Origin of the sequence: Arthrobacter sp. AL05 (assembly GCF_029960715.1) — a bacterium.
Lineage (GTDB): Bacteria > Actinomycetota > Actinomycetes > Actinomycetales > Micrococcaceae > Arthrobacter.
Genome location: NZ_JASBRC010000003.1, coordinates 50,533 through 73,824, shown reverse-complemented (window position 1 = coordinate 73,824; position 23,292 = coordinate 50,533). Strand labels below are relative to the sequence as shown.

At 66.1% G+C, this 23,292-nt stretch carries 24 protein-coding genes; 8 read left to right on the top strand and 16 right to left on the bottom strand.

From position 1 onward, the window contains the following. Positions 1-17: 17 nt before the first annotated feature. The 5 genes from QK287_RS04825 to QK287_RS04805 all read right to left on the bottom strand — a co-directional run bounded on the left by QK287_RS04825 (position 18) and on the right by QK287_RS04805 (position 4,261). The gene (locus QK287_RS04825; RefSeq protein WP_226773115.1) at positions 18-758 is read right to left on the bottom strand and encodes a glycerophosphodiester phosphodiesterase; all 741 of its coding nucleotides are present in this window, start codon (positions 756-758) and stop codon (positions 18-20) included. Between the two features lie 128 nt (positions 759-886). After that, a complete protein-coding gene (locus tag QK287_RS04820; RefSeq protein WP_226773107.1) occupies positions 887-1,135 on the bottom strand; it encodes a hypothetical protein in 249 nt (82 codons plus the stop codon). 101 nt (positions 1,136-1,236) lie between these two features. Then, positions 1,237-2,055: an HAD family hydrolase gene (locus QK287_RS04815; RefSeq protein WP_282359479.1), complete on the bottom strand. Its 819-nt coding sequence runs from the start codon at positions 2,053-2,055 to the stop codon at positions 1,237-1,239. A 51-nt stretch (positions 2,056-2,106) separates the two neighbouring features. Then, a complete protein-coding gene (locus tag QK287_RS04810; RefSeq protein ID WP_282359478.1) occupies positions 2,107-3,111 on the bottom strand; it encodes a PDR/VanB family oxidoreductase in 1,005 nt (334 codons plus the stop codon). A gap of 46 nt (positions 3,112-3,157) precedes the next feature. Continuing rightward, positions 3,158-4,261: an aromatic ring-hydroxylating dioxygenase subunit alpha gene (locus QK287_RS04805; RefSeq protein ID WP_253031520.1), complete on the bottom strand. Its 1,104-nt coding sequence runs from the start codon at positions 4,259-4,261 to the stop codon at positions 3,158-3,160. Positions 4,262-4,420: 159 nt separating this feature from the next. Between QK287_RS04805 and QK287_RS04800 the strand changes: the two genes are divergently transcribed. After that, entirely contained in the window at positions 4,421-5,875 is a 1,455-nt protein-coding gene (locus QK287_RS04800) for an aldehyde dehydrogenase family protein (RefSeq protein WP_348774697.1), read from the top strand. A gap of 69 nt (positions 5,876-5,944) precedes the next feature. Here the strand turns inward: QK287_RS04800 and QK287_RS04795 are convergent, their stop codons facing one another. Further along, the gene (locus tag QK287_RS04795) at positions 5,945-6,526 is read right to left on the bottom strand and encodes a PadR family transcriptional regulator (protein WP_226773112.1); all 582 of its coding nucleotides are present in this window, start codon (positions 6,524-6,526) and stop codon (positions 5,945-5,947) included. A gap of 276 nt (positions 6,527-6,802) precedes the next feature. On the opposite strand from QK287_RS04795, the gene QK287_RS04790 reads away from it, so the two are divergent. Continuing rightward, positions 6,803-8,152 (top strand): MFS transporter, encoded by a 1,350-nt coding sequence (locus tag QK287_RS04790; RefSeq protein ID WP_282359476.1) that lies wholly within the window; start codon positions 6,803-6,805, stop codon positions 8,150-8,152. A 29-nt stretch (positions 8,153-8,181) separates the two neighbouring features. Here the strand turns inward: QK287_RS04790 and QK287_RS04785 are convergent, their stop codons facing one another. The 6 genes from QK287_RS04785 to QK287_RS04760 all read right to left on the bottom strand — a co-directional run bounded on the left by QK287_RS04785 (position 8,182) and on the right by QK287_RS04760 (position 14,109). Then, complete coding sequence (locus tag QK287_RS04785) at positions 8,182-8,715, bottom strand: YbhB/YbcL family Raf kinase inhibitor-like protein (protein WP_282359475.1); 534 nt, start codon at positions 8,713-8,715, stop codon at positions 8,182-8,184. Beyond that, positions 8,702-9,715, bottom strand: a complete 1,014-nt coding sequence (locus tag QK287_RS04780; RefSeq protein ID WP_282359474.1) for a carbohydrate kinase — start codon at positions 9,713-9,715, stop codon at positions 8,702-8,704. Before QK287_RS04780 ends, QK287_RS04785 begins: the two co-directional genes overlap by 14 nt. 50 nt (positions 9,716-9,765) lie before the next feature. After that, entirely contained in the window at positions 9,766-11,115 is a 1,350-nt protein-coding gene (gene nhaA / locus QK287_RS04775) for a Na+/H+ antiporter NhaA (RefSeq protein WP_226773513.1), read from the bottom strand. A gap of 77 nt (positions 11,116-11,192) precedes the next feature. Continuing rightward, positions 11,193-11,888, bottom strand: a complete 696-nt coding sequence (locus QK287_RS04770) for a TrkA family potassium uptake protein (RefSeq protein WP_226773512.1) — start codon at positions 11,886-11,888, stop codon at positions 11,193-11,195. Then, the gene (locus tag QK287_RS04765; protein WP_226773511.1) at positions 11,881-13,272 is read right to left on the bottom strand and encodes a potassium transporter TrkG; all 1,392 of its coding nucleotides are present in this window, start codon (positions 13,270-13,272) and stop codon (positions 11,881-11,883) included. Before QK287_RS04765 ends, QK287_RS04770 begins: the two co-directional genes overlap by 8 nt. 42 nt (positions 13,273-13,314) lie before the next feature. Next, the gene (locus tag QK287_RS04760; protein ID WP_226773517.1) at positions 13,315-14,109 is read right to left on the bottom strand and encodes an alpha/beta hydrolase; all 795 of its coding nucleotides are present in this window, start codon (positions 14,107-14,109) and stop codon (positions 13,315-13,317) included. Positions 14,110-14,363: 254 nt separating this feature from the next. Here QK287_RS04760 and QK287_RS04755 point away from each other — a divergent pair, with 254 nt between their 5' ends. Next, positions 14,364-15,470 carry a RelA/SpoT domain-containing protein gene (locus QK287_RS04755; protein WP_226773510.1) on the top strand — a complete coding sequence of 369 codons (1,107 nt, stop codon included), beginning with the start codon at positions 14,364-14,366 and terminating at the stop codon, positions 15,468-15,470. A 6-nt stretch (positions 15,471-15,476) separates the two neighbouring features. On the opposite strand, the gene QK287_RS04750 is transcribed toward QK287_RS04755, so the two are convergent. Further along, entirely contained in the window at positions 15,477-16,217 is a 741-nt protein-coding gene (locus tag QK287_RS04750; RefSeq protein ID WP_282359473.1) for a peptidase E, read from the bottom strand. Positions 16,218-16,419: 202 nt separating this feature from the next. On the opposite strand from QK287_RS04750, the gene QK287_RS04745 reads away from it, so the two are divergent. Further along, positions 16,420-16,713, top strand: a complete 294-nt coding sequence (locus QK287_RS04745; protein WP_226773508.1) for a DUF4287 domain-containing protein — start codon at positions 16,420-16,422, stop codon at positions 16,711-16,713. A gap of 17 nt (positions 16,714-16,730) precedes the next feature. On the opposite strand, the gene QK287_RS04740 is transcribed toward QK287_RS04745, so the two are convergent. Then, positions 16,731-18,254, bottom strand: coding sequence for a SulP family inorganic anion transporter (locus tag QK287_RS04740; RefSeq protein ID WP_226773507.1), 1,524 nt, complete (start codon positions 18,252-18,254; stop codon positions 16,731-16,733). Between the two features lie 174 nt (positions 18,255-18,428). On the opposite strand from QK287_RS04740, the gene QK287_RS04735 reads away from it, so the two are divergent. Both QK287_RS04735 and QK287_RS04730 read left to right on the top strand, forming a co-directional pair. Beyond that, positions 18,429-18,800 (top strand): MerR family transcriptional regulator, encoded by a 372-nt coding sequence (locus QK287_RS04735; protein WP_226773506.1) that lies wholly within the window; start codon positions 18,429-18,431, stop codon positions 18,798-18,800. A 102-nt stretch (positions 18,801-18,902) separates the two neighbouring features. Further along, the gene (locus QK287_RS04730) at positions 18,903-19,910 is read left to right on the top strand and encodes a bile acid:sodium symporter family protein (protein ID WP_282359472.1); all 1,008 of its coding nucleotides are present in this window, start codon (positions 18,903-18,905) and stop codon (positions 19,908-19,910) included. 38 nt (positions 19,911-19,948) lie between these two features. On the opposite strand, the gene QK287_RS04725 is transcribed toward QK287_RS04730, so the two are convergent. Continuing rightward, positions 19,949-20,479, bottom strand: coding sequence for a LacI family DNA-binding transcriptional regulator (locus tag QK287_RS04725; protein WP_226773504.1), 531 nt, complete (start codon positions 20,477-20,479; stop codon positions 19,949-19,951). Between the two features lie 265 nt (positions 20,480-20,744). On the opposite strand from QK287_RS04725, the gene QK287_RS04720 reads away from it, so the two are divergent. Beyond that, entirely contained in the window at positions 20,745-22,061 is a 1,317-nt protein-coding gene (locus QK287_RS04720; RefSeq protein ID WP_282359470.1) for an MFS transporter, read from the top strand. Then, positions 22,058-22,603: a hypothetical protein gene (locus QK287_RS04715; RefSeq protein WP_282359469.1), complete on the top strand. Its 546-nt coding sequence runs from the start codon at positions 22,058-22,060 to the stop codon at positions 22,601-22,603. Before QK287_RS04720 ends, QK287_RS04715 begins: the two co-directional genes overlap by 4 nt. Before the next feature lie 29 nt (positions 22,604-22,632). Here the strand turns inward: QK287_RS04715 and QK287_RS04710 are convergent, their stop codons facing one another. After that, entirely contained in the window at positions 22,633-23,058 is a 426-nt protein-coding gene (locus tag QK287_RS04710) for a DsrE family protein (RefSeq protein ID WP_282359468.1), read from the bottom strand. Positions 23,059-23,292: the final 234 nt, after the last annotated feature.

The following is a 23,292-nucleotide window of genomic DNA, read 5'->3' as shown; positions in this document are numbered from 1 at the left end:
TCGCCCCGACGCAGTGTCTAAGCCCAGCACCCACGTTCCTGCAGGACTTCCTTGAGCAGGTCAGCACGGTCGGTGACAATCCCGTCCACCCCCAGGTCCAGCAGCCGGTGCATTTCCGCGGGGTCGTTGATGGTCCAGACATGGACCTGCAAGCCGTGACGGTGGGCGCGCCGGACGAAGCCAGGGGTCACGACGGTCACGGCACCGTAACTGGCCGGAACCTGCAGCGCGTGGACCCCCTGCAGCGTCCGGCGCGTTACAGCGGCCATGACCGCGGCCGGGAGCACAGGTCCCAGCAGGACAAAGAGGGCGTTGGATACCATGCCGGCCGAACCAGCCGCAGGACGGCTCAGCTGCCTGAGCACGGCGCGGCGCCGGCGGTCCGAGAAACTGGCGATCAGTACACGCTCGTGCAGGCCGAACCGTTCGATCACCGCCACGAGGGGGTCCACCGAGGTCCAGTCTTTGACGTCCAGGTTGAACCGGACCTCCGGGAAGGCGGTGGCGAGCTCCTCAAACAACGGAATAGGCTCCGCGCCGCCGATTCTGGCGAGCGCGACGGTAGCCGCCGGGAGTTCCGAGATCCGGCCGCGGCCATCCGTGACCCGGTCCAGGGTTTCGTCGTGGAACAACAGCAGGACACCGTCGGCGGTGGTGTGCACATCCGTCTCCAGATAGCGGAACCCGAGGTCGACGGCGGCGCGGAACGCGGCCATGGAGTTTTCCAGGCCGTCCCGGGAGAAACCGCGGTGCGCCATGGCCACGGGAAGGCACGGGCCGACGCCGGAGGCAGGTCCGGAGGCGAAAAACGGGTGCGGGGTGCTCACTCCTGAAGCCTATCGGAGCCCCGGACCGCACCGGACGGCTGCAACCGCCAGGTGCCCGGTCAGTTGGCGGGCGGAAGGATCTGCACGCCGTCACTGCAGTGCAGCAGCGTGCGCCCGCGGCCGCCGTCGAGGTGCACCCACACAGCTGTGTGGTCCGCCGTGATGGCGTCTACCCGGCCTCCGGTCTCGTAGCCGGGCGCCAGCCGGACACTAACACGGTCACCCTGCTGCAGGCTGTTCCAGTGCTCGTCCGGCACCACCCGGCGCAGGGGCGTGTCGTCCGAGTTGTCCATGCGGTATCTGGCCATGATTTCCCACCGTCACTCAACTGATCCGTCGTGAAACTCCACGGTAAAACGCCAAGGTGAACGTCAGTTGTCCGGAGGCTGGGAGTCCGGTGTCAGTGCGGTCAAGGGCGCAGGAGGCCGAGCCCGGCGAGCTTACCCTCGAGAATCTGCGCGACGCCGTCGTCGTCGAAGTGCGGCGCCTGCTGTCCGGCGGCGCGGATGGCCTCGGGGTGGCCGCTGGCCATCGCGTAGCCGTCCCCGGCCCAGCGAAGCATTTCGATGTCATTGGGCATGTCACCGAACGCCACCACGTCGGCGGCGCCGACGCCGAGGGAAGCCGCGTATTCGGCGAGCGTCACGGCTTTGTTGACGCCGGGAAGCGATAGTTCCAGCAACGCCATGTTCGGCGCGGAGTGCGTCGCGGCTGCGAGATGGGCGACGGCGGGAGTCACCTCGGCCAGGAAATCATCGGCGCTGCCCTCCCGGACAATGGCCAGGAACTTCACGACGGAGTCCCCGGCGGTCAGCGTGCTGTGCAACGGTGCGGGGGTGACCTCGGCCAGCAGCCGGCTGGCGCCGTCGTCGAGGAATCCCGGTTCCAGATGGAAACCGGTCAGGGTTTCGGCGGCAAAAAATGCCGAAGGGCGCAGCCGCCGGATGATGCGGCGGGTCTCGAACACGGCGTCCAGCTGGAGGGCCCGGGCCGAGAGCAACCGGTTTGCTTCGAGATCCCAGACCACAGCTCCGTTGGAACAGATCACCGTGCCGGTGTGGCCCAGCTGTTCCTCGAGGGGGTGCAGCCAGCGCGGCGGACGTCCCGTAACGAAGACCAGTTCGATGCCTGCTTCCCGGCAGGCATGGAACGCACGGACGGTCCGGTCACTGATTTTCCCGTCATGGCCAAGGATCGTTCCGTCAATGTCACTTGCTACCAGCCGCATACTGCCAGTCTACGTGGGCCGCGGGACCGGGATGTGGCCGGACAGCCCCGCCTAGAGGTCGATGGAAATCACGGCGCGTTCGGTGGCGGCCGCAGAACGGGCTCCGGTGTCGGAGCTGACTGCCCGTGAGACGCAGCAGCACATCTGCGCCGCGGCGTGCTGCTGGCGCTCACTGTAGAAGACGTCCCGGTGGTCGATGGTGCCCTGGACACCAAGAAGCCGGACTTCACAGAGCCCGCATTCGCCTTTGCGGCAGTCGAACATCACGTCGACGCCGGCATCCTCAAGGGCTTCCAGCATGGACTTGCCGGCGCCGACGGTTGCCTCCACCCCCAGGCGGGGGACCCGGACCACAAATTCCTCCGGGTCAAACCAGCCGCTGTTGCCGAAGGTCTCGTACCGCAGGTTCGGCAGGCTGAGTCCGAGCGCTTGCCAGCCGCGTTTCACGGCATCCATCAGCCGAATCGGCCCGCACATATAAAGCTCCGACTCCGGGTCCACCCCGGCCAACAGCTCATCGACGTTCAGCGCCGTGCCCTCATCGTCCACGTGCACGCGAAGGGCCCCACCGTGGAGCTCCTCGAGCTGCGGCAGGTAGGCCATGGCAGCGCGGCTGCGTCCTGCATAGACCAGGACGTACTCGGCCTTGATGTTCCTCAGGACCCGGGCCATATTGACCATCGCGGTAATACCGATGCCGCCGGCCAGCAGGACATACCGCGGCGCACCGACCCGGAGCGGAAAATTCTGCAGCGGCTGCGTGATCTCCAGCCGGTCCCCGACCTGGAGTTCCTGCATAAAGACCGCCCCGCCCCGGGATTGCGGGGACAGGAAGACGCTGATGGCCAACTGCTGCCCGTCCTCGCTGGAATCCACGACGGAGTATGAGCGCTTCTGGCGTTCACCGTTTATTGTCACCATCACGTCAATGTGCGTGCCGGGCTCCGCCCTCCTGGGCAGGGCCGGCGCGATGACCAGGCGCCTGGTCTGCGCGGTAAGGGACTCCGCCTCGACGACGGTGCCCGCCTGCCAGACTTCTGTGTTTGTTGCTGCCATGTCGTTCTTCTAACTTTTCAGCGGATCCGGAACAGCGGGAAGGCAATCAGGTGGTCGGGATGAGCCGGCCCTCGGCGGCCAGCTGGCGCTCGATCAGGCGACGGACCCACATCCCGCCGGCGTCGATGTTCAGGTTGTAGAACTCGTAATCCGGATTTGCATCGATTGCTTCCTGCTGTGCCTTGAGCATGGCTTCGTCCTCGCCAAAGACGCCGTGGACGCCGTCGCGCAGCTGGGTGGTGATGAGCTGGCTTTCCAGCCGGTAGTTGCGCATAAAGGCCCAAAAGTAGTGGCAGGTCTTGGCACTTTCCGGCGAGATGGTATTCATCACGAAGCCGTTTACGCCCTGGCTGCGGTCACCTTCGGGCGCCCCGGTACCCGCCTTGGCGACGCCCACGTCGATGTTGATTGTCGACGGCGACTGGAAGGTAATGATCTGCCAGCGGTCCACCCGGCCTTCGAAGCCCGGGAACTTGTCCCGCATGTTCTTGAGCCAAAACGGCGGGGCGTCAATATCGAGCATCCAGCGGGAGACCGTGACCGTGTTGCCGTCCTGCGTGACGACGAAGTCAGATTCGCTTAATTCGTCCTGGCCGATGGACGAGGAATGGACGAACTCCTCGTGGGTGAGGTCCATCAGGTTATCAAGCACCAACTGGTAGTTGCAGGGGGCGAAGATCGTCTCGCCGTCGCCGGCCCAGCCGTCGGAACTCATCTGGTGCATGTCGGGGATAAGACCCGGATCGGCCCGGGTGGGGTCACCCAGCCAAACCCAGACGTAGCGGTACCGTTCAATCACCGGAAACGAGGGCACTGTCGCACTCGGGTTAATGGTTTCCTGGGCCGGCATCGACACGCAGCGGCCCGCGGAGTCGTAGATGATGCCGTGGTAGGGGCACTGGATCTGGTCCTTCGCCAGGGTCTTGCCCATTGACAGCGGGGCCAGACGGTGCCAGCACGCGTCCGCGAGGGCCACCGCCTTGCCATCCTCGGTGCGGTACAGGGCCAGCGGCCGGTCGGCGATCCGGCGCGGCATTGGCTTCCTGGTGACCTCGTGGTCCCACGCGGCCACGTACCAGGCGTTCAGCGGATAGCCCAGCACCTTGTTCGTCGTCGAGCTCACAGACTGCATCATTGCCGTCATGGTCATTCCTTCCGGTTCCGGCTACTATCTACCTTCATAGGTAGTGTTCTGAATCACAGCATATCTATGAAGATAGATAGTGACAAGAGCCGCCAACACCTGACCCTGACCTCCGCGACGACGCGAGGGCCGGACCATCCACCGAGAGGCAGCCCCGTGAAACTGATGGACCCCACAATCTGGGACGGCAAAATCTTTACCGGAAGCTGGACGCTTTCGGACAGCGGCGACACTGCCGTTGTTGAACCGGCCACGGGCAAGGAGCTGGGGCGCATCGGCACCGCGTCGGCCGACGACGTCGACGCAGCCTGCAAGGCGGCTGCCGCCGCCCAGCCAGCATGGGCTGAAACCAGCTTCGAAGAGCGCGCAGCGGTCCTGCGGCGTGCAGGCATGTTGTTCGAACAACACGCCGACGAGATCCACGAGTGGATTATCCGTGAGGCAGGCTCGATCCTGCCGAAGGCCCAGCTGGAAACCCATACCGCGGCGCAGGAGTGCTTTGAGGCCTCAGCCCTTCCCTCCAGGGGCCAGGGCGAGCTGCTTGCGGCCGCAGATCCCGAGCGGCTCAGCTTCAGCCGGCGGGTTCCGGTCGGCGTCGTCGGGGTGATCGCACCGTTCAACGTTCCGCTGATCCTGGCCATCCGGGCCGTGGCCCCCGCGCTGGCCCTCGGAAACGCCGTGGTGCTAAAACCGGACATGCGGACTGCCGTGGCCGGCGGCGTATCGATCGCCCGGGTCTTCGAGGAGGCGGGCTTGCCGGCCGGAGTCCTGCAGATGCTGCCGGGAGGAGCGGAGGCCGGCGCTTCGCTGGTGGCCAATCGGGAAACCCGCGTCATCGCATTCACCGGTTCAACGGCCGCGGGCCGCCGCGTCGGGGCCTCGGCTGCCGAGCATCTCAAGCGGGCGCACCTCGAACTCGGCGGCAACAACGCGATGATCGTCCTAGCCGATGCCGATGTGGAACTGGCGGCCTCCAACGGCGCCTGGGGCTCTTTCCTCCACCAAGGCCAGATCTGCATGACGGCCGGACGCCATATCGTGCACGAATCCATCGCGGACGAGTATGTGGCGCTGCTTGCCGAGAAAGCCAGGCAACTCACTGTAGGCGATCCCTTCACCGAACAGGTGGCTCTGGGCCCGATCATTGACGTGAAACAGCGGGACAACATCCATCGGCTGGTCACCGACAGCGTGGCCGGCGGCGCCACGCTGCTTGCGGGCGGCACCTTCGACGGGTTGTTCTATGCGCCCACCGTGCTGGACGGGGTGCGTCCGGATACGCCCGCGTTCTGCTCGGAAGTCTTCGGACCGGTGGCGCCCGTGATTCGCTTCAGCACGGTTGAGGAAGCCGTGGAGTTGGCCAAGGATTCCGAATACGGGCTCTCGGTCAGCATCATAACTTCCGACGCGATGAGTGCTTGGAGCATCGCACGGCACATCCCGTCCGGGCTGGTCCACATCAACGACCAGACCGTTGGCGATGAAGCCCACATTCCCTTCGGCGGTGTCCGCAATTCCGGGACCGGCGGTCGGATCGGCGGCGCCGAGGCCAACCTGGAATCGTTCACCGAAAACCAGTGGGTCACCATGCAGGCCAAGCCTGCCCGGTACCCCTTCTAAGCCGAAACCCGCGCGACTGGAATCAGCATGCCAGCGGGCCCCGGACCCGGGGTCCGCCGGCGCGCGGGCTCAGGCTTCGAGCTTGTCAATCAACTCCAGCCCGCGGCGGGCCCATGCGACTTCAGCTTCGGCCCGGTCGATCATGCCTTCATAGGTGAAAATCTTGTAGCCTGCGATTTTTGCCCGGTCCTCTTCCGGCGCGGATTCCAGGCGCCGGGCCAAGGTGGGATTGCTGCGGTCCTCGAGGCTGGCGATCATCTCCCGCCATTGCTGTGCCCGTGACGAGTGGTAGTCAATATGGGCGCGCATCTGGGCCCTGGCCGCATCTGGTTCAGCCCATTCGAGGTAGGCGGCCTTGAGGTGGATCGGGTCGCGCTCCCGCGCATAGTCGAGCGTGGTATTCATCCAGGCCCGGAATGCCTCCACCCCGTCGGGGGTAATGTGATAGCGCTTCTTCTTGCCCTTTTGGCCCCAGGCTTCTTCCACCCCGCCGAGCAGGCCGTCCTTTTCCATCCGCCGGAGTTCCGGGTAGATCTGCGAATCCGGAGCGTGCCATACGTAGCCGACCGAGCGCTCAAAGTGCTTGTAGACGTCATACCCGGTGAGGGGCTGGGACGTCAGCAATGCCAATAGTGCGTACCGCAGGCTCATCTGCCGCCGATCTTCTTCGTCAAGAACCCGGTCGGGTGTTTTTCGCCCGCCCGCCGGGGCTCATCCCATTAAACCCCTTGTCAACTATCTATGGAGATAGTTATGATGTGTGTCACGCCACATACCTATCACTATAGATATGCGGCAGTAGGTCCTCCTTCGACGACGAAGGGCAGGCCTCGACGCCGACGGCCCGGCACGGAGCACCCGCTCGTTTCACGCCAGGGCCCACCCGCCACCGCCGGCCAGTCCGCGGATTCCAGAAAGTAGTCACCCATGCAATTGCAGGAACGCATTGACGCGTCACGCATGTCGTTGTACCAATGGCTCATTGTCGGTTTGTGCATTGTGCTGAACGCCTTGGACGGCTTCGACGTCCTGGCCATGGCCTTCACCGCGAATAGCGTCACCCGCGATTTTGGCCTCAGCGGCGCAGAACTTGGTGTCCTGCTCAGTGCCGGGCTGGTCGGCATGGCCATCGGTTCCTTGGGCCTGGCTCCCTTCGCTGACGTCATCGGACGCCGGCCAATGGTCCTTGTCTCCGTCGCCCTTGCCGCCGCAGGAATGCTGCTCGCCTCCCTTTCCCATTCGGCCGTCGAACTCGGGATCTGGCGGATCGTGACCGGCCTGGGCATCGGCGGCATCCTCGCCTGCACCAACGTGATCGCCAGTGAGTACTCATCCAAGCGCTGGCGCGGTCTGGCTATCAGCATCTACACCGCCGGATACGGCGTGGGGGCAACACTGGGCGGGGCAGCTGCCGTTACCCTGCAGGCCAGTTTCGGCTGGCGCTCGGTGTTTCTCTTCGGCGGCATCTGCACCGCCGCCGTCTTTGTACTGCTCGCCTTGCTCCTGCCGGAGTCGGTGGACTTCCTGGCCACCAGAAGGCCCCGCAATGTTGTGGCCAGGCTGAACCGGATCGCCCGCAGAATCGGGCAACCGGCAGTGACTGAACTGCCACCCGCAGCCGCAGCTGCCGGGCGCAGGAATAAGGTGTCCGAGCTCTTCACCGCCGGAACCCGACGCTCCACCTGGCTTGTCTGGCTGGCCTTCTTCGCCGCCATGTTCGGCTTCTACTTCGTCAACAGCTGGACTCCGCGACTTCTGGTCACGGCCGGAATGACCGAGAGCCAAGGCGTGATCGGCGGGCTTATGCTCACCCTGGGCGGTACTTTCGGGTCGCTGCTCTACGGTTTGCTGACCATTCGCTGGAACAGCCGCAAGGTGATGGTCGTCTTCGCCGTCCTCTCCGCGGCCACCATGGTGATGTTCATTTCCACTGCGGGAATCCTGGCCCTCGCCTTTGTCGCCGGCGGAGTCGTGGGCATGCTGATCAACGGCTGCATTGCCGGGATGTACACCATCACCCCCGCCTTGTACGGTGCCTCCATCCGGAGCACCGGCGTCGGCTGGGCCATCGGAGTCGGCCGGGTGGGCGCGATCGTCGCGCCGCTGATCACCGGCGCCCTGCTGGACGCACACTGGACCGCGTCCATGCTCTACATGGGAGTCGGCGTTGTGGTGCTGGTGGCCGGCGGCGCCGTGGCCGCGATGCGCCCGGACCCCGCCGAGACCACAACAGCAGCTAAAGCCGCGGCCGAGGAAAGCCTGGCGTCGGCGCCCTGACGCCGTCCGCGGCAGGCGGCCACCAGAGCCTAGTGCTGTTCGAAGAGCCCCGTCAGCTGCGCCCGGCCAAGCGTGTGGCTAAAGAGCGCAAAGCCCAGGCTGGCAGGACTGCCGTCGATGTCGACCCCTAGCTGGTCGACGTCGACGGCGTGGACCACGATCAGGTAGCGGTGCGGCCCGTGCCCCTTTGGCGGCGCCGCCCCGATGTAGCCGGCGAATCCGGCGTCGTTCCTCAACTGCAGGGCCCCGGCCGGAAGGGCCGCGCCGTCGCGGGAACCGGCACCGGCCGGAAGTGAGCTGACATCAGCCCGAATGTTCAGCACGGCCCAGTGCCAGAACCCGCTCGCCGTGGGGGCGTCGGGGTCATAGACGGTCACCGCGAAGCTCTTCGTCCCGGCCGGTGCACCACTCCAGCTCAGCTGCGGGGACTCGTCCGTGCCGCCGGCGCCCATAAGGCCGCTGCGCTGTGCCGGGGGAAGGGTTCCGCCGTCCTCGAAGGACTCGCTGCTGACCTCGAAAGCGGCGACGCTGGGAAGTGCTGCGTAAGGATTATGGGCCGTCATGGCTGCCTTTCTCGTTCTTCCTGCTGTCCGGCAGGGCCTGCCAGGGGGTGCCGGAACCCACGCTACCAGCCTCCAGCCGGGCCAGTTCCGCGCGGGTGGGCGGGTTGGCGCCGGCGCGGGAGACGGTGACGGCGGCGGCCCGGGAGGCATGGGCGAGGAGATCCCGCAGGCTTTCGGCCGAAAGCCTGCGGAGCTCCTGGCGGTTTTGCGCCCCGTCCAGCCCCCGGTCCACAACCCCCGACAGCAGCGCCGCCATAAACGAGTCCCCGGCTCCAACCGTGTCCGCGACCTGCACTGACGGCGCGGCGAAGTGGGCTTCGCCGGCGGCATTCACACCCCAGGGCCCCCGGGCGCCGCGGGTCACCACCACCATGGCCGGACCCACCGAGCCGCCAAGTGCCAGCCAGCGGCGGGCGGAATCAAGCGGGTCCTCGCCGGGGTAGAGCCACTCCAGGTCCTCGTCCGAGGCCTTCACCACATCCGCCAGGCGGACGAATTTCTCCGCCTGCCCCCGTGCATAGTCCACGTCGGTGATGATGCTGGGCCGGCAGTTGGGGTCGAAACTGACGGTGGCCAGCGGGTGGGCGTGTTCGACGGCGGCAAGCACCTCGGAGGCGCCTGGAGCCAGCATGGTTGCTATCGAGCCGGTATGCAGCAGCGTCGTTGACTGCAGCATCAACGGCAAGCGGTCAGCGAGGCCGGGCAACTCCCAGGCGAGCTCGAACGTGTAGCTGGCGGCGCCGTCGTCGTCGATCAGGGCGGTGGCGACGGACGTGGGCAGCTCGTCGGGACCCACCGGGAGCATCACCGAGCTGGACTTCAGGTGTGCCGCCACGGCCTCGCCGTACGCGTCGCGTCCGTAGCGGCCAATGAACTGCACCGGATGATCCAGCCGCGCAAGTCCGACTGCGACGTTTAGGGGGCTTCCGCCGACATGGGCCTGGATCCCGGAGGAACGCTGGACTACATCTACCAGGCCCTCGCCAATTACAGTGAGCATGTCAATACTCTGCCAGAGAACGCGGGCCGGCGCGCTGCCGTACCCCGCGGCTACCGTGCGGGGCCGTCCTGCTGGTAAACATCCGGAATGCCATCGTGGTCGGAGTCGACCTTCTCGGCCTCTTCGGCCTGCCGGTATTGCCGGTTCCGGGTCTTGAGCACCGCCGTTGCCAGCAGGGCCGCCAGGAGGGAAGCCGCGAGGATCCCCACCTTGGCATGGTCATCGTGAATGCTGCCCTGACCGAAGCTCAGCTCGGCCACCAGAAGCGATACCGTGAAGCCGATTCCGGCCAGCAGGGACACGCCAAAGACGTCAACCCACTTAAAGCTGTTGTCCAGCCGCGCCTTGGTGACCTTCGTGAGCAGCCAGGTTGTGCCCATGATGCCGATCGGCTTGCCGAGAACCAGCGCCGTGATGATCCCGACGGCCACCGGGTCGGTCAGCGCCGAGAGCAGGCCGTCCCAGCCACCCACGGCAACGCCTGCGGAGAAGAACGCGAAGATCGGGACCGCGATGCCGGCCGAGATCGGCCGGAACCGGTGTTCGAAGATCTCCGCCAGGCCCGGTCCGGCCTGCGGGCCGCCGCTGGCTTGGGAGCGCATGACCGGAATGGCGACTCCAAGCAGGACACCGGCTACGGTCGCGTGGATGCCGGAGGCATGGACGAGCGCCCAAGTTACCGCGCCCAGCGGCAGGAGGATCAGCCACGCGGCTGCGGGCTTGGTCCCGAAGAACCGCCGGTATTTATGCGCCAGGAAGGTATAAAGAGCCAGTGGAATCAGCGCCAGCAGCAGCGGCAGCGGCATAAGATCGCTGGTGTAGAAGACGGCGATGATGGTGATGGCGATCAGGTCGTCCACCACGGCAAGGGTCAGCAGAAAGATCCGCAGTGCACTGGGCAGATGCGAGCCGATGATGGCAAGCACGGCAACGGCAAAAGCGATGTCGGTGGCCGTGGGGATTGCCCAGCCGCGCAGGGTTTCCGGGCTCGCGAGGTTTACGACGGCGTAGATCACCGCCGGGATGGCGACGCCGCCGACGGCCGCAGCCACCGGAACGATCGATTTGTCCAGCTGCCGCAGGTCCCCGGCGATGAACTCACGCTTGAGTTCGAGACCGACCAGGAAAAAGAAGATCGCCAGCAGCCCGTCGGCCGCCCACGCCCCGACGCTCAACTCCAGGTGCCAGGGTTCGTAGCCGAACTTGAAGTCCCGTAGCGCAAAATAGCTCTCGGACACCGGGGAGTTGGCCCAAATCAGCGCGATCACGGCGGCGGCAACCAGCAAGGCGCCGCCGACTGTTTCCTTCCGGAGGATCTCGCCGATCCGGAGGGACTCGGCGTAGCTGCCGCGGCCGAAGATCGTCAGGCGAGGGCGGGGAGAGGATGGTGTGGGGCTCATGCGGGAGTCCTAAAAGTTGGGTCGACAGAACTATGCCGACCAGACTTCCCGGCGCACCTGTAGTCCAGTCTAGGGGGTCAGGACATCGTGCTGAAGCGTTCGGCCTGGGCTTTGCTGCCCTGGACGATGATCTGGTCGTCGTCGTAGAGCACCGTTTGCGCCGTGGTGTGGCCCCATTTGCCGCCCGGCCGTTTGACCGCCACGATCGTGACTCCGTACTTGTCCCTGAGGCCGAGCACACCCAGCGGCCGGTCTCGGATGCCCGACGGCGGGCTGGTCCGGACCATAACAAAGTCGTCCTCAAATTCGACATAGTCAAGAATCGAGCCGAGGACCAGGTGCGCGACGCGCTTGCCCATGTCATGTTCGGGCCGGATGACGTGTTCGACGCCGAGCTGGCCAAGAATTTCGGCGTGCGGTTCGCTGATGGCCTTGGCCCAGATCTGGGGCCGGCGGAATTTGAGGATCCGGGAAGTTGTCAGGATGCTCGCTTCGATATCCGAGCCGATCCCGACCACCGCCCGGTCGAATTCGTGGACCGAGAGCTGGCGAAGCACCTCTTCCTTGGTGGAGTCCGCCCGGACCACATGGGTCAGGCGGCCGTTGAAGGACTGGACGATTTCTTCGCTGGAGTCGATGCCGAGAACTTCGGTTCCCTGCGCCTCAAGTTCCAGGGCCAGCGAGCCGCCGAAGCGGCCCAGTCCAATAACCACCACCGACGACGCCTTGTCAACGGCTGCAGCGGCATGGGAGGAGAAGATGTTCCTAGCCAATGAGTGGCCTTTCCTTGGGGAATTCGTAGAGCACGGGGCGTTCGCGCAGGGCCAGGGCGGCGCCAAGCGTCACCGGGCCCAGCCTCCCGACGAACATCAGCACGATCAGCACGAGCTGACCCACCGGCGGAATAGCGGCTGTGATGCCGGTGGAGAGCCCTACAGTGGCGAACGCCGAAATGACCTCGAACAGGATCCGTTCCTGCCCGAAGTCGGTGACCAGCATCAGAAACATCGTCGCGCCCGTGACTAGCGCGATTGCCAGCAGCACGACGGTAATGGCTTGGCGGTGTACTGCGCGGGACAGGCGTTTGCCGAAGATGTTTACGGCGGTCCCGCCCTGGAGTTCGGTACTGAGAATAAAGAATAGGACAGCGAACGTGGTGATTTTCAGGCCGCCCGCAGTTCCGGCCGGGCCGCCGCCGATGAACATCAGGATGTCCATGCCCAGCCAGGACACTGGATTCATCTGCCCGATGTCAATGCTGTTGAACCCGGCGGTCCGGGTAATGACGGACTGGAAAAAGCCTGCGAGCACCTTCTCGGCCGGATGCAGCCCGCCCAGCGTTGCCGGGTTGGCCCATTCGACGGCGGTCAGGAACGCGGCGCCGCCGACCAGGAGGATGGCCGAGCCAACGAGAACGAGTTTGGTGTTCATGCTCCAGTGGATCGGCCGCCGGTATTGGCGCCCGAGCTCAAAAAGTACCGGGAAGCCAAGTCCACCAATGATCACTGCGGCAGCGATCGGCAGACAGATCCAGGGATCGCCGACAAACCCCATGAGGTTATCTGAATACAGGGCAAATCCGGCGTTGTTGAAGGAGGAGATGGAGTGGAACACTCCGTGCCAAAGCGCTTCGCCAAGCGGATAGCCGTACCCGGCCATAAAGCGGATCGCCAGCACCAGCGCCAGGACCGCCTCCACCGCCAGGCTGATGGCCAGGACCCCGACGAGTACTTGGCGCACGTCGCCGAAGCCGCTGCTCTTGGTCTCAGCGGCTGCGGAAATCCGGGACCGCAGGCCCAGCCGGCGGGCTGTCAGGACCCCGAGCAGCGTGCCGAAGGACATCACCCCGAAGCCGCCGATCTGGATCAGGACCAGGATGACCACCTGGCCGAATCCACTCCAGAAAACTGGCGTGTCCACGGTGATCAGGCCGGTGACACAGACGGCGGAGGTCGCAGTGAACAAGGCTTCCAGCACGCTCGCCCCGCCATCGCCTGCCTTGGCCACGGGAAGCAGGAGCAGCCCGGTACCGGCGGCGACGGCCGCGGCAAAGCCGAGCACGATCACCTGGGCCGGGTGGCGGGGCGCGAACGCACGGATAAACTTCGGGAAGCCCCCTGCCAGGGCGCGCAGGACCGCGGGAGCTTCAACGTGCATAGGGCTCACGCTATCACCGGGTGGCGCATGCCACCGAAGGGCTCAGCCCAGCAGCAACTGGACCAGTTCGCGGCACTTCCGGTACGCGCCCGCCTTGGGGTCTATCAGGGCGAAATGATCGCCCGGGACTTTCACCAGCTGAACCGGGGCGGCGGCCGACTTTGCCGCCGCAGCGTACGAGTCGGACTGGCTCACGGGAACGGTGTCGTCGTCCATGCCGTGAACGGCATAGACGGGTACTGTCAGTGGGACCGCGCTGATTGGATCAGCGTATTTATGCCGCTTTGGGTATTTCTCCGATGAACCACCCAACAGGTTGCTGACGGCGCCGTTACTGAGGTTCAACCGCTCGGCCTCAGCGAGATTGAGCACACCCGATTGGCTGACGACACCGGTCAGCTGCACCGCCCCGTCGTCGCCCCTGCGCAGCAGCTGGCGGTCCGCGTCCGGGGCCCCAAGCCGGGCGAGGCGGGACCGTCCGGCGGCCCACACCGCGAGATGACCGCCGGCCGAGTGTCCCAGCGCCACGACCTTGCCCAACTCGAGTCGGTGGTCGCCGGCAATGTCGCCGAGCTTGTCGATTCCAGCGAGTACGTCGGAGAAGGTGTGTGGCCAGCCGCCGCCGTTGCCGGCTCGTCGGTATTCCAGGTTCCACGCAGCCATGCCGTGCGCCGCTAGGTCCTTGGCCAGGGGTTCACCGAGTTCCGCGCCGTACTGCGAGCGCCAGTAGCCGCCGTGGATGACCACCACCACACCCTTGGCGGCGGCAGTCTCCGGCAGGAAGAGCTCCCCCCACTGGCTTGGGTCATCGCCGTAGCTGTACCTATGCCGCTTCACACTGTCCTCCTTGGGGCCCGGCGAGCAGTCGGCGAAGACTGCCCCCAAAGTCACCGTCGCTGCGGCCGCGATCAAAGCCCGACGCCGCACATCAGCCATCTGCCGAGCCTACCCTGACCGCCGCGCGGCACGGCGCAAGGCGACTCCGCGCCGGTGGCAGGGCCGCACTCCCGCCGAGCCGCAGTTTCAGGTCGCGCCGCCGACCCCGGGGGTGTCAGCCCTCCGCCGTCGTACCCCGGCCGTAAGCTGGGACCATGGCGAGCAACTGGGATCGACTGGACCCGAACCTGCGCGAATCCGTGCAGGAAAACGTAGAACTCTACGAGCGGGTGCGACCTGCCCTGAAGCTGGTCACCCGCGAGGTCCTGCTGACACTTCGGGCCATGCTCAAGGGCACCGAGGTGACACCGCTGTTCGTCACCGGCCGGACCAAGACTGTTGAATCCTTCCGGGAGAAGATTTCACGGACCGAGGAACCGCTGGAGCCGGGCGGTCCGCCGGTGCTGAAGTTCCCGGACCCGTTCCGGACCCTGAACGACATGGTGGGCATCCGGGTGATCACCAAGCTGCCCGCGGAAAACGCCGTCGTGGCCAACCTGATCAAGCGCCAGCGTCAGCTCTTTGACTGCCGCGGCGACCGCGAGAAGGACATCGGCTCGATCGAGTCGGGGACGTACGGCTATTCCAGCCGGCACCTGATCCTGCGGACGATCCACAACGAGGCCGTCAAGGAGTATCAGGAAGCCTTTAACCCGGAAGCCCAGCCCAATGGCAGCTACTTCTTCGAATGCCAGATCCGCACCGTGTTCGCGCACGCCTGGAGCGAGATCGAGCACGACATCCGGTTCAAGGCCGAGGATCCGCGCGCGTGGACGCCGCACTTCGACCGCCAGTTCACCGCCACGGCCGCGATGCTGGAAACGGTGGAGGGAGCGTTCGCTGACCTGCACGAACGCTACGAGGAAGTCCGCAGCTACTGGGACATCGACGGCGAAGGAGCCGCCCAGCTCACCCCTAACCGGATCCGCGATGTCTGGCGTACACTGCTGCCGCACGTGGACCGGAAGGTCGACGACGACTGGGGCTGGGCCGCCGAACTGATGGCCGCCCACGGCCTGAACCAGACCATGCAGCTGGCCGGGCTGCTGAGCGCCAACCGGATCACCGAGGTCCGCAGGGCCCTGGACCACCGCTACTCCCCCGGCCCGGACCGTCTCTTGGATGACCTGTTGCTCTGGCAGTACGGCACCAAACATGTCGACCTCACCGCCGAACCGGCCGACGCCGTCCCACACCCGCGGCGGGACAGCCTCCAGCGGCGGCTCAAGCAGATCGAGCGCTATCGGCTGACGCAGGGGTAGGAACTCCTAGAGCTCGGTCGGATCGAGGCGTTCCTCGACTACTTCGGCCGTGGAGCCGCCTGACGCGGCCAGCGTCACGCGGTAGGCAGCCTTGCCTGGTGTTTCCGCCACTGCCTCCACCAGCTGGGTCCCGCGGTAGAGCAGGCCCACACCGTCGTCGGTGCAGTGGGTCTCGCCCAATGTTCCCTGCGCCACCAGCCGGTGCACCAGGGGCCGGCGTGCCGCTTCGGAATCATAATGGACCCCGTTGTCGAAAGGGAGGAGGGCCAAGCCGTTACTCACGGCGCGCAGTTCAGGACCAAACGAGTCGGTTGTCCCGCCGCGGAACCAGCAGATCGATCCGGCCGACACGCCCGCCAACACCACTCCGGCCTGCCAGACGCGCCGGAAGATTGCGTCCAGTTCGTGGGCGCGCCAGACGGCCAGGAGGTTAACCACTGAACCGCCGTTCACCCACACAACGTCCTGGCCGAGCAGGTACTCCTCGATGTTGCCGACGTTGGGCATGCTGAACAGGTTCAGGTGCGTGAGCTGGAATCCGGCGACGTTGCCCGCTTCGCTGATCTCGGAGTTGAACCACCGCTGGTCCCCGCTGGCGGTGCCCAGGTGGGCGATCCTGGGTGCCCGCCCGGTGACACCGGACAAATCCACCGCGTAGTGCACGAGTTTGTTGAATTCCAGCCTGGTCCGTGCGCCCGGCTTGTAGCCGCCGGAGGTCGCAAGAATTGTCGGACTTTTGGACGCCATAGCGGGTTGCTCCTTGGACGGGACAATCATTGCAGTTGAGCCTACCGAAGCCGGCGGCACGCACCGGCCGGATACCGTTCCCTTTCCGGGCAGGGGCAACTGGGCAGGAGCGCGCCCGGTCCGGAATGAAACGCTCTAGCGCGGCGGGCGGGCTGTCCTTAGAGTGACGGAGGAACCCGCAGCCCGATGAAAGGACGCCGACATGTCGTTCCAGGCCTATCTGGACACCATCGAAGACAAAACCGGCCTCACCCCGCGCCGGCTCGTTCAGATCGCCGAGGAAAAAGGATTCGCCGATCCTTCAGTGCAGGCTGGGACCATCCTTGAATGGCTCAAAGCGGACTACGGGCTCGGGCGGGGTCATGGAATGGCCCTGGTCCACGTCATCAAGAGCGGGCCGCGGATCGATGCCCGGCACATCGGGTCCTCCGGCGTGCACCGCGATGAGGCGGACGTGCTCTGGCTGGACGGCAAAGCAACCAAACCAAAGCCCTGACTGCGGAGGGGCCCAGCCTAGTGACCGGCGCCGAGCTTGCCGCCGAGGCGTTCGCGCATGAGGGCGCTGGCGTCGTTGAGGCCGATGATCTTCACGTCCGTACCGTGGTGGTGATACTTCTCGGTGATGGCGTCCAGGGCGGCGATCGTCGAGGCGTCCCAAAGGTGGGAGGCGTGCATGTCGATCAGGACGTGCCCGGGATCCAGGGCGTAGTCGAACTGGGTGTAGAGGTCGTTGGAGGACGCGAAGAACAGTTCGCCGTCCACAACGTATTTGGCGGTTTCGTGGCCGTCGATGTTCACGAGGGACCGTTCAACCGTGACAAAGTGGGCAACCCGGCGGGCGAACATCACCATGGCGACAAGAACGCCGACGCCGACGCCGATCGCCAGATTATGGGTTGCGACGGTGACGATGACGGTAGCGACCATAACTGCGGTTTCGCTCTTGGGCATCATTTTCACGGTCCGGGGCCGAATGCTGTGCCAGTCGAAGGTGGCGACGGAAACGAAGATCATCACCGCGACCAGCGCGGCCATCGGGATGATGGAGACGATGCCGCCCAGGACCACAACAAGGATCAGCAGGAAGACACCGGCGAGGAAGGTCGAGATCCTTGTCCGGGCGCCGGAGGCCTTCACGTTGATCATGGTCTGGCCGATCATTGCGCAGCCGCCCATGCCGCCGAAGAACCCGGTGACGATGTTGGCCACCCCCTGGCCCCAGGCTTCGCGGGTCTTATGGGAGCGGGTGTCTGTGACGTCGTCGACCAGCTTCGCGGTCATCAGGGATTCGAGGAGTCCGACGAAGGCCATGGCGAGGGCGAAGGGGAAGATAACCTGCAGGGTCTCGAGGCTCAACGGCACGTTGGGAATGAACAGTGTCGGCAGCGAGCTGGGCAATTCCCCCTTGTCGCCCACGGTGGGGACCGCGACGGCTGCGAACACGGTGATGAGGGTTAGAACTACTATGGCGACCAGTGGTGCCGGAACGGCTTTGGTCAGCTTCGGCAGGCCGAAGACAATGACCAGGCCCAAAGCAACGAGCGGGTAAACGAGCCACGGGACATCGAGGAGTTCGGGAACCTGGGACATAAAGATCAAGATGGCCAAGGCGTTGACGAACCCGACCATAACCGAGCGGGGGATGAACCGCATGAGCTTCGCCACCCCGGAGAGCCCGAGAATGACCTGGAAGATGCCGGCGAGGATCACGGCGGCGACGAAGTAGTCCACTCCGTGGGATTTCACCAGCGGGGCGATGACCAGGGCGATCGCACCGGTGGCCGCGGAGATCATCGCGGGGCGGCCGCCGACGAAAGCGATGGTCACGGCCATGGTGAAGGAGGCGAACAAGCCGATCCGCGGATCAACGCCGGCGATGATCGAGAAGGCGATGGCTTCCGGAATCAGGGCCAGCGCGACAACGAGTCCGGCGAGCACCTCGGTCTTGAGCCGGCGGGGGGACATTAGGGTCCCCCGGACGGATTGCAACTGCTCGGGCGTGAATGCCGGGGCATTCATGGCTGGTTTGACGGCCATTTCTGGCTCCGTTCATGGTCAAGAAGACGCGCGAATGCGGCTTCGCTTTGCTAATGTCTGGGGCGCAGCGCCGCGCGGGGAGGGGGGATTTCGCAAGGAACGTCTCAACCCCACTACTTAAACTCTACCCTAACGTGATGGTAGGGTTTAAATTTGAACAGGATGGAGCCCCTCATGAGCGCTAAGACCAGCACCATGCACATCGGTGAACTGGCCGAACGCACCGGGCTGTCCCTGCGGACGATCCGCCACTATGACGAGGTTGGACTCCTGCCCGCCAGCGCGCGCACCGACGGCGGCTTCCGGGTGTACTCGGAGGATGATTTCGAACGGCTTGCTGTTATCAAGCAGATGAAGCCGCTGGGGTTCTCGCTGGAGGAAATGTCCGAGATCCTGGGCCTGCTCGCGGGTGGACCGGACGCGCCGGGGTCCACTGACCGGCTCGTGGAAATCCTGGGGCGGGCGACGCATCAGCGCGCCAAGATGGCCCGCAGCCTCGCACAAGCGGATGACTTCATCGCCATGCTTGGCAGCCGCACCGCCTAACCACCCAGGGTCCGCGCCTGCGGCTCAGCTAGAATCCGACATATTCTCCCGCGCAGCGTTCACGAACTGGCTGCGGAGCGGCCCCAGTGGCACCATGTTTGGATGCTTGAGGCAACGAAAAACCCGCAGTCCGCCCAGGAGCCCAGCGCTGACGCGGTCCCGATCAACCCCGCCCTCGCCGTTGAGGCCAGGATTGCTCGCATCGCGGTGACCGTATTCCCGCTGCTGGTCCTCATCGCCGGAGTCGCCGGCTACCTGTTCCCGGGCGCCCTCAAACCCCTGAGCCCCAGCGTCCCGTACCTGCTGGGAATCATCATGTTCTGCATGGGCCTGACCCTGACCCCGCCCGACTTCGCGTCGGTCGCCAAACGCCCCTGGGCCGTGGTCCTCGGGATCGTGGCGCACTACCTCATCATGCCCGGCGCGGGCTGGCTGATCGCCGTCGCCCTGAATCTGTCGCCGGAACTGGCTGTGGGTCTGATCCTCGTCGGCTGCGCACCCTCGGGCACGGCGTCCAACGTCATGGCGTTCCTGGCCAAGGGCGACGTAGCCCTCTCGGTCGCCGTCGCCTCCGTGTCCACCCTCATCGCCCCGATCGTGACGCCGCTGCTGGTGCTGTTCCTGGCCGGTTCCTACCTGCAGATCGACGCCGGCAGCATGGTTCTGGACATCGTCAAGACCGTCCTCCTGCCGGTTATCGCCGGCCTGCTGGCCCGCTTTTTCCTCAAGAAGCTCGTGGCCCGGGTGCTCCCGGCGCTGCCCTGGGCCTCCGCCGTCGTGATTTCACTGATCGTGGCGATTGTGGTCGCCGGCAGCGCCGGCAAGATCGTCGCCGCCGGTGGAATTGTGTTCCTGGCCGTGGTGCTGCACAACGGCTTCGGCCTGGGCCTGGGGTACCTGGCCGGCAAGCTGGGGCGTCTGGATGACAAGGCCCGCCGTGCGCTGGCCTTCGAAGTCGGTATGCAGAACTCCGGCCTGGCCGCCACCCTGGCCACGGCGCACTTCAGCCCGCTGACCGCACTGCCGTCAGCCGTCTTCTCGGTCTGGCACAACGTCTCCGGCGCCATCGTCGCGGCCTGGCTGGCACGCCGACCGCTGCGGGACGCCTAACGCCGCCGCTCCCCGTCCGGCGCGGCCCGTGCGGGAAACTATTCCGGCAGCCGCGCAAGCAGGGTCGTGACAGCGCGCTCGGCGGGGCCACCCGCCGCCGGTGCCCCCGGCGCCAGAGCGTCGACACCATCCGCCTGCGCCGAGTCGGAGAAGACCAGTTGGGCGACACCGCGGGCAGTGAGCTCCTTCATCGTCGCAACGTCGCCGATGCTGCGGTTCGCCGGCTTGGAGCCGAGGATAACGCCGTCGGCGCCACCGGAGAGCATAAACTGCCGCCAGCTCTCGCCCACGAGGATCACCGGCTGGTAGCCGTGCCCGGGCAGGAGCCGAACGGCCGCCGCGGCGAGCCCACGGTCCCAGGAATCCTCGAGGTCGGTGATGGCGACGGCCACCACGTCGGTGCGTCCGCGCCGCATCCCTCGGGCTGCCCGGTTGGGCACGTAGCCCAGGTCTCGGACTGCGGCACGGACGCGGTCCCGGGTGGGCTGGCTGATCCGGGTGCTGCTGCCGGTGCGGCCGGTCAGCACGTAGGAGACGGTGGTAGGGGAAACTCCTGCGGCCGCCGCCACGTCTCGGATGGTGGGCTTGGATCCTTGCCGCAAAGATGACTCCCGGTAGTTCTCCGTCACGGAAAGGTGGCGGTGTGGCTGGTTCTCGTTGAACTCTAGCGGGAAGCCGAGGCAGATCCTTGGTGACCGCCGGTGGGCCGTCGGTTTCCGGGTCTACGGCCGGGCCAAAAGGTCTTCGTAGCGGGCGTGGCACAAAATACCCCATAGGGTATATTGAAGAAGTCCCCGGCTGCAGGGGCCACGTCCGGGAGCCTGAAGGATCGCCATGCACACGAAGGAACTGCCGGAAGGCTTGAAGCCAGTCCAGGCCAATCGCCCGGCGCGAAGCGCCCCCACGACCCAGCCCGGCCTGGATAATAAGCGCCTCCAGCGCCGCGTGGTCTTCATCCTCGTCGGCGGCCAGATCCTCGGCGGCATCGGCATGGGAGCAACACTGTCCCTCGGTTCCCTGCTGGCAGCGCAGCTCTCCGGGTCCAACGCGTGGTCCGGCATGGCCGCCACAATGAGTACCCTCGGCGCCGCCTTCGCCGCCGTCCCCCTCGCCCGGCTGGCCCAGGCCCGCGGCCGGCGGATCTCGCTGTCCACCGGCGCCCTGGTTGCCGGCGCCGGCGCCGTCACGGCAATCACCTCCGCCGCGCTGGGCGTCTTCGCGTTGCTGCTGCTGGGCCTCATGCTCCTCGGCTCGGGCTCCGCAGTGAATCTGCAGGCTCGTTTCGCCGCGACCGACCTGTCCCGCCCCGGCTCCCGGGGCCGGGACCTCTCGATTGTGGTGTGGTCCACCACGATCGGCGCCGTCCTGGGCCCGAATCTGTTCGGCCCCGGTGAGACCGTCGGAGGAGCCCTTGGCCTGCCCCCGTTGACGGGCGCTTTCGCCTTCTCCGTGGCCGCGCAACTGTTGGCCGCCGGCGTCTATGCGACAGGCCTGCGGCCGGACCCGCTCCTCACCGCGATGGCCGCCCGAGTGCCCGATCTCGAGGCACCCCAGCCCAAAAGCGGTCTGCGGATTCTGCGCAGCAGCCCCCGGGCTCGCTACGCAGTGGCCGCCGTCGCCCTCAGCCACGCCACTATGGTGGCGCTTATGTCAATGACGCCCGTGCACCTGCGCGACCACGGGGCAAGCCTGACGGTGGTCGGCCTGACGATCAGCCTGCACATCGCCGGCATGTACGCCCTGTCACCTGTTTTCGGCTGGCTGTCGGACAAAGTCGGGCGACTGCCGACCATCCTGCTGGGCCAGGGCATGCTGCTGGTGTCGCTGGTGCTGGCCGGAGTTGCGCCGGATTCCAGCGCTGCCGTGACAGCGAGCTTAATCCTGCTGGGGCTGGGTTGGTCTGCCTCCGTGGTTGCCGGGTCTGCTTTGGTGGCCGAGTCAGCCCATGTGCAGGACCGGCCCGCGATCCAGGGCGTTTCCGACTTGAGCATGAACGCAGCCGGAGCGACCGGCGGCGCGCTGGCCGGTCCGGTACTTGCCGCAGTCGGGTATTCCGGGCTCGGGTTCCTCTCCATCACCATGGTGGCCACCGTGATCATCTGGACCGCCCGGCAGCCACGACGTCCCGGCAAAATCCAGGAGCAGCCATGACAAGCGACAGCGGCCCCACAGGGAACGTCGGCACGGGCACCCCTGACATACCCGAAAGCCGCGGCCGTGCGCGGCAACTCGCGCAGGTGCTCGGCAACTGGTCCCGGGCACGCGTGGTCTCAACCATCGTCGCCGCCGGCATCGCCGCGCTCTTCCTGCTAGGCGCCAACGGCATGATTGCCGGCGCCGGCACCGGCTGGACGGGCTACGCCCTGGTGGGCGCGGCGTCGATCCTGGCCGGCTTCCTGGCAGGCAGCTATGTCAACACCCCGATCGGCGCGGCGGCCACCCTGTGCGATCTACGCTGGCCCGTCCTGGGCCTCTTCGGCGCGGTGTGGGCGAGCTCGGCTAGGGAGGCAGTGCCGTCGGTCCAGGTCGCCGCGGGCCTACTGTCCCTGGCTGTGATGGCATGGGCCCTGCACGGCCGACTGGAGCTGGAGCGCAAAGTCACGCTGGGCCGCAGCGGATCGCCGGAATCCGGCGTCGACGTCTGCACCGACTGCCGCCCGCTGTTCCCCACCAAGCCGCGACCGCAGGACTGAGCCTGCAGGCCTCGGCGGCGGAGCGCAGGTTAGAGACGGATGTACGCCCAGCCGTCCCATTGGCGTTCGGCAAGGTGGGCGATGGCCGCCGGAACGATATCGACGCCCGGCAGCAGTCGCTCCGCCGGCACCCCCGCCGAACGCAGACTGTTCCCGCAGGCCAGCACCCGGACACCGCCGGCGACGGCGGTGGAGATGGCTTCGCCGAACGCTGAGCCCTCCGCCAATTGGGCCACGCCGGGCCCCTGGATGACAGCCTCGACGGGAACCTCTGGTCCGAGCGCCGCAACAGCGTTCTGGCTGCTCCGCAGCACCCCGGCAAGTGCACCGTCCGGCAAAGGACCGGCCGCATGGGCCACGAGACCGCGCCGACCGCCGCCAGCGCGTTCCTCCGGAGGGCCCCCTCCGTTGTCTACGGCGTGTCCGGCATCATGATCTGCTGCGAATTCAGACATACAATCTCCTTCGGCTTGGTTGGGCCCGCCCGTTTCAGAGCCAGGCCGGGCCGCTTCCTGCATGCTAGCGGCCGCCCTGCGGCAATGTACAAACATTCCTTCGAAATCGGGCAGGCGTCAAAGCGGCCACGCCTCTGACCGGGTTCCGCATTGGGATTCCGGGTGTTTTACAACAGCACTGATGTCGCGTAGCGTCGAACACTACTAAATGTCTAAACATTTCATTCCTGCGAT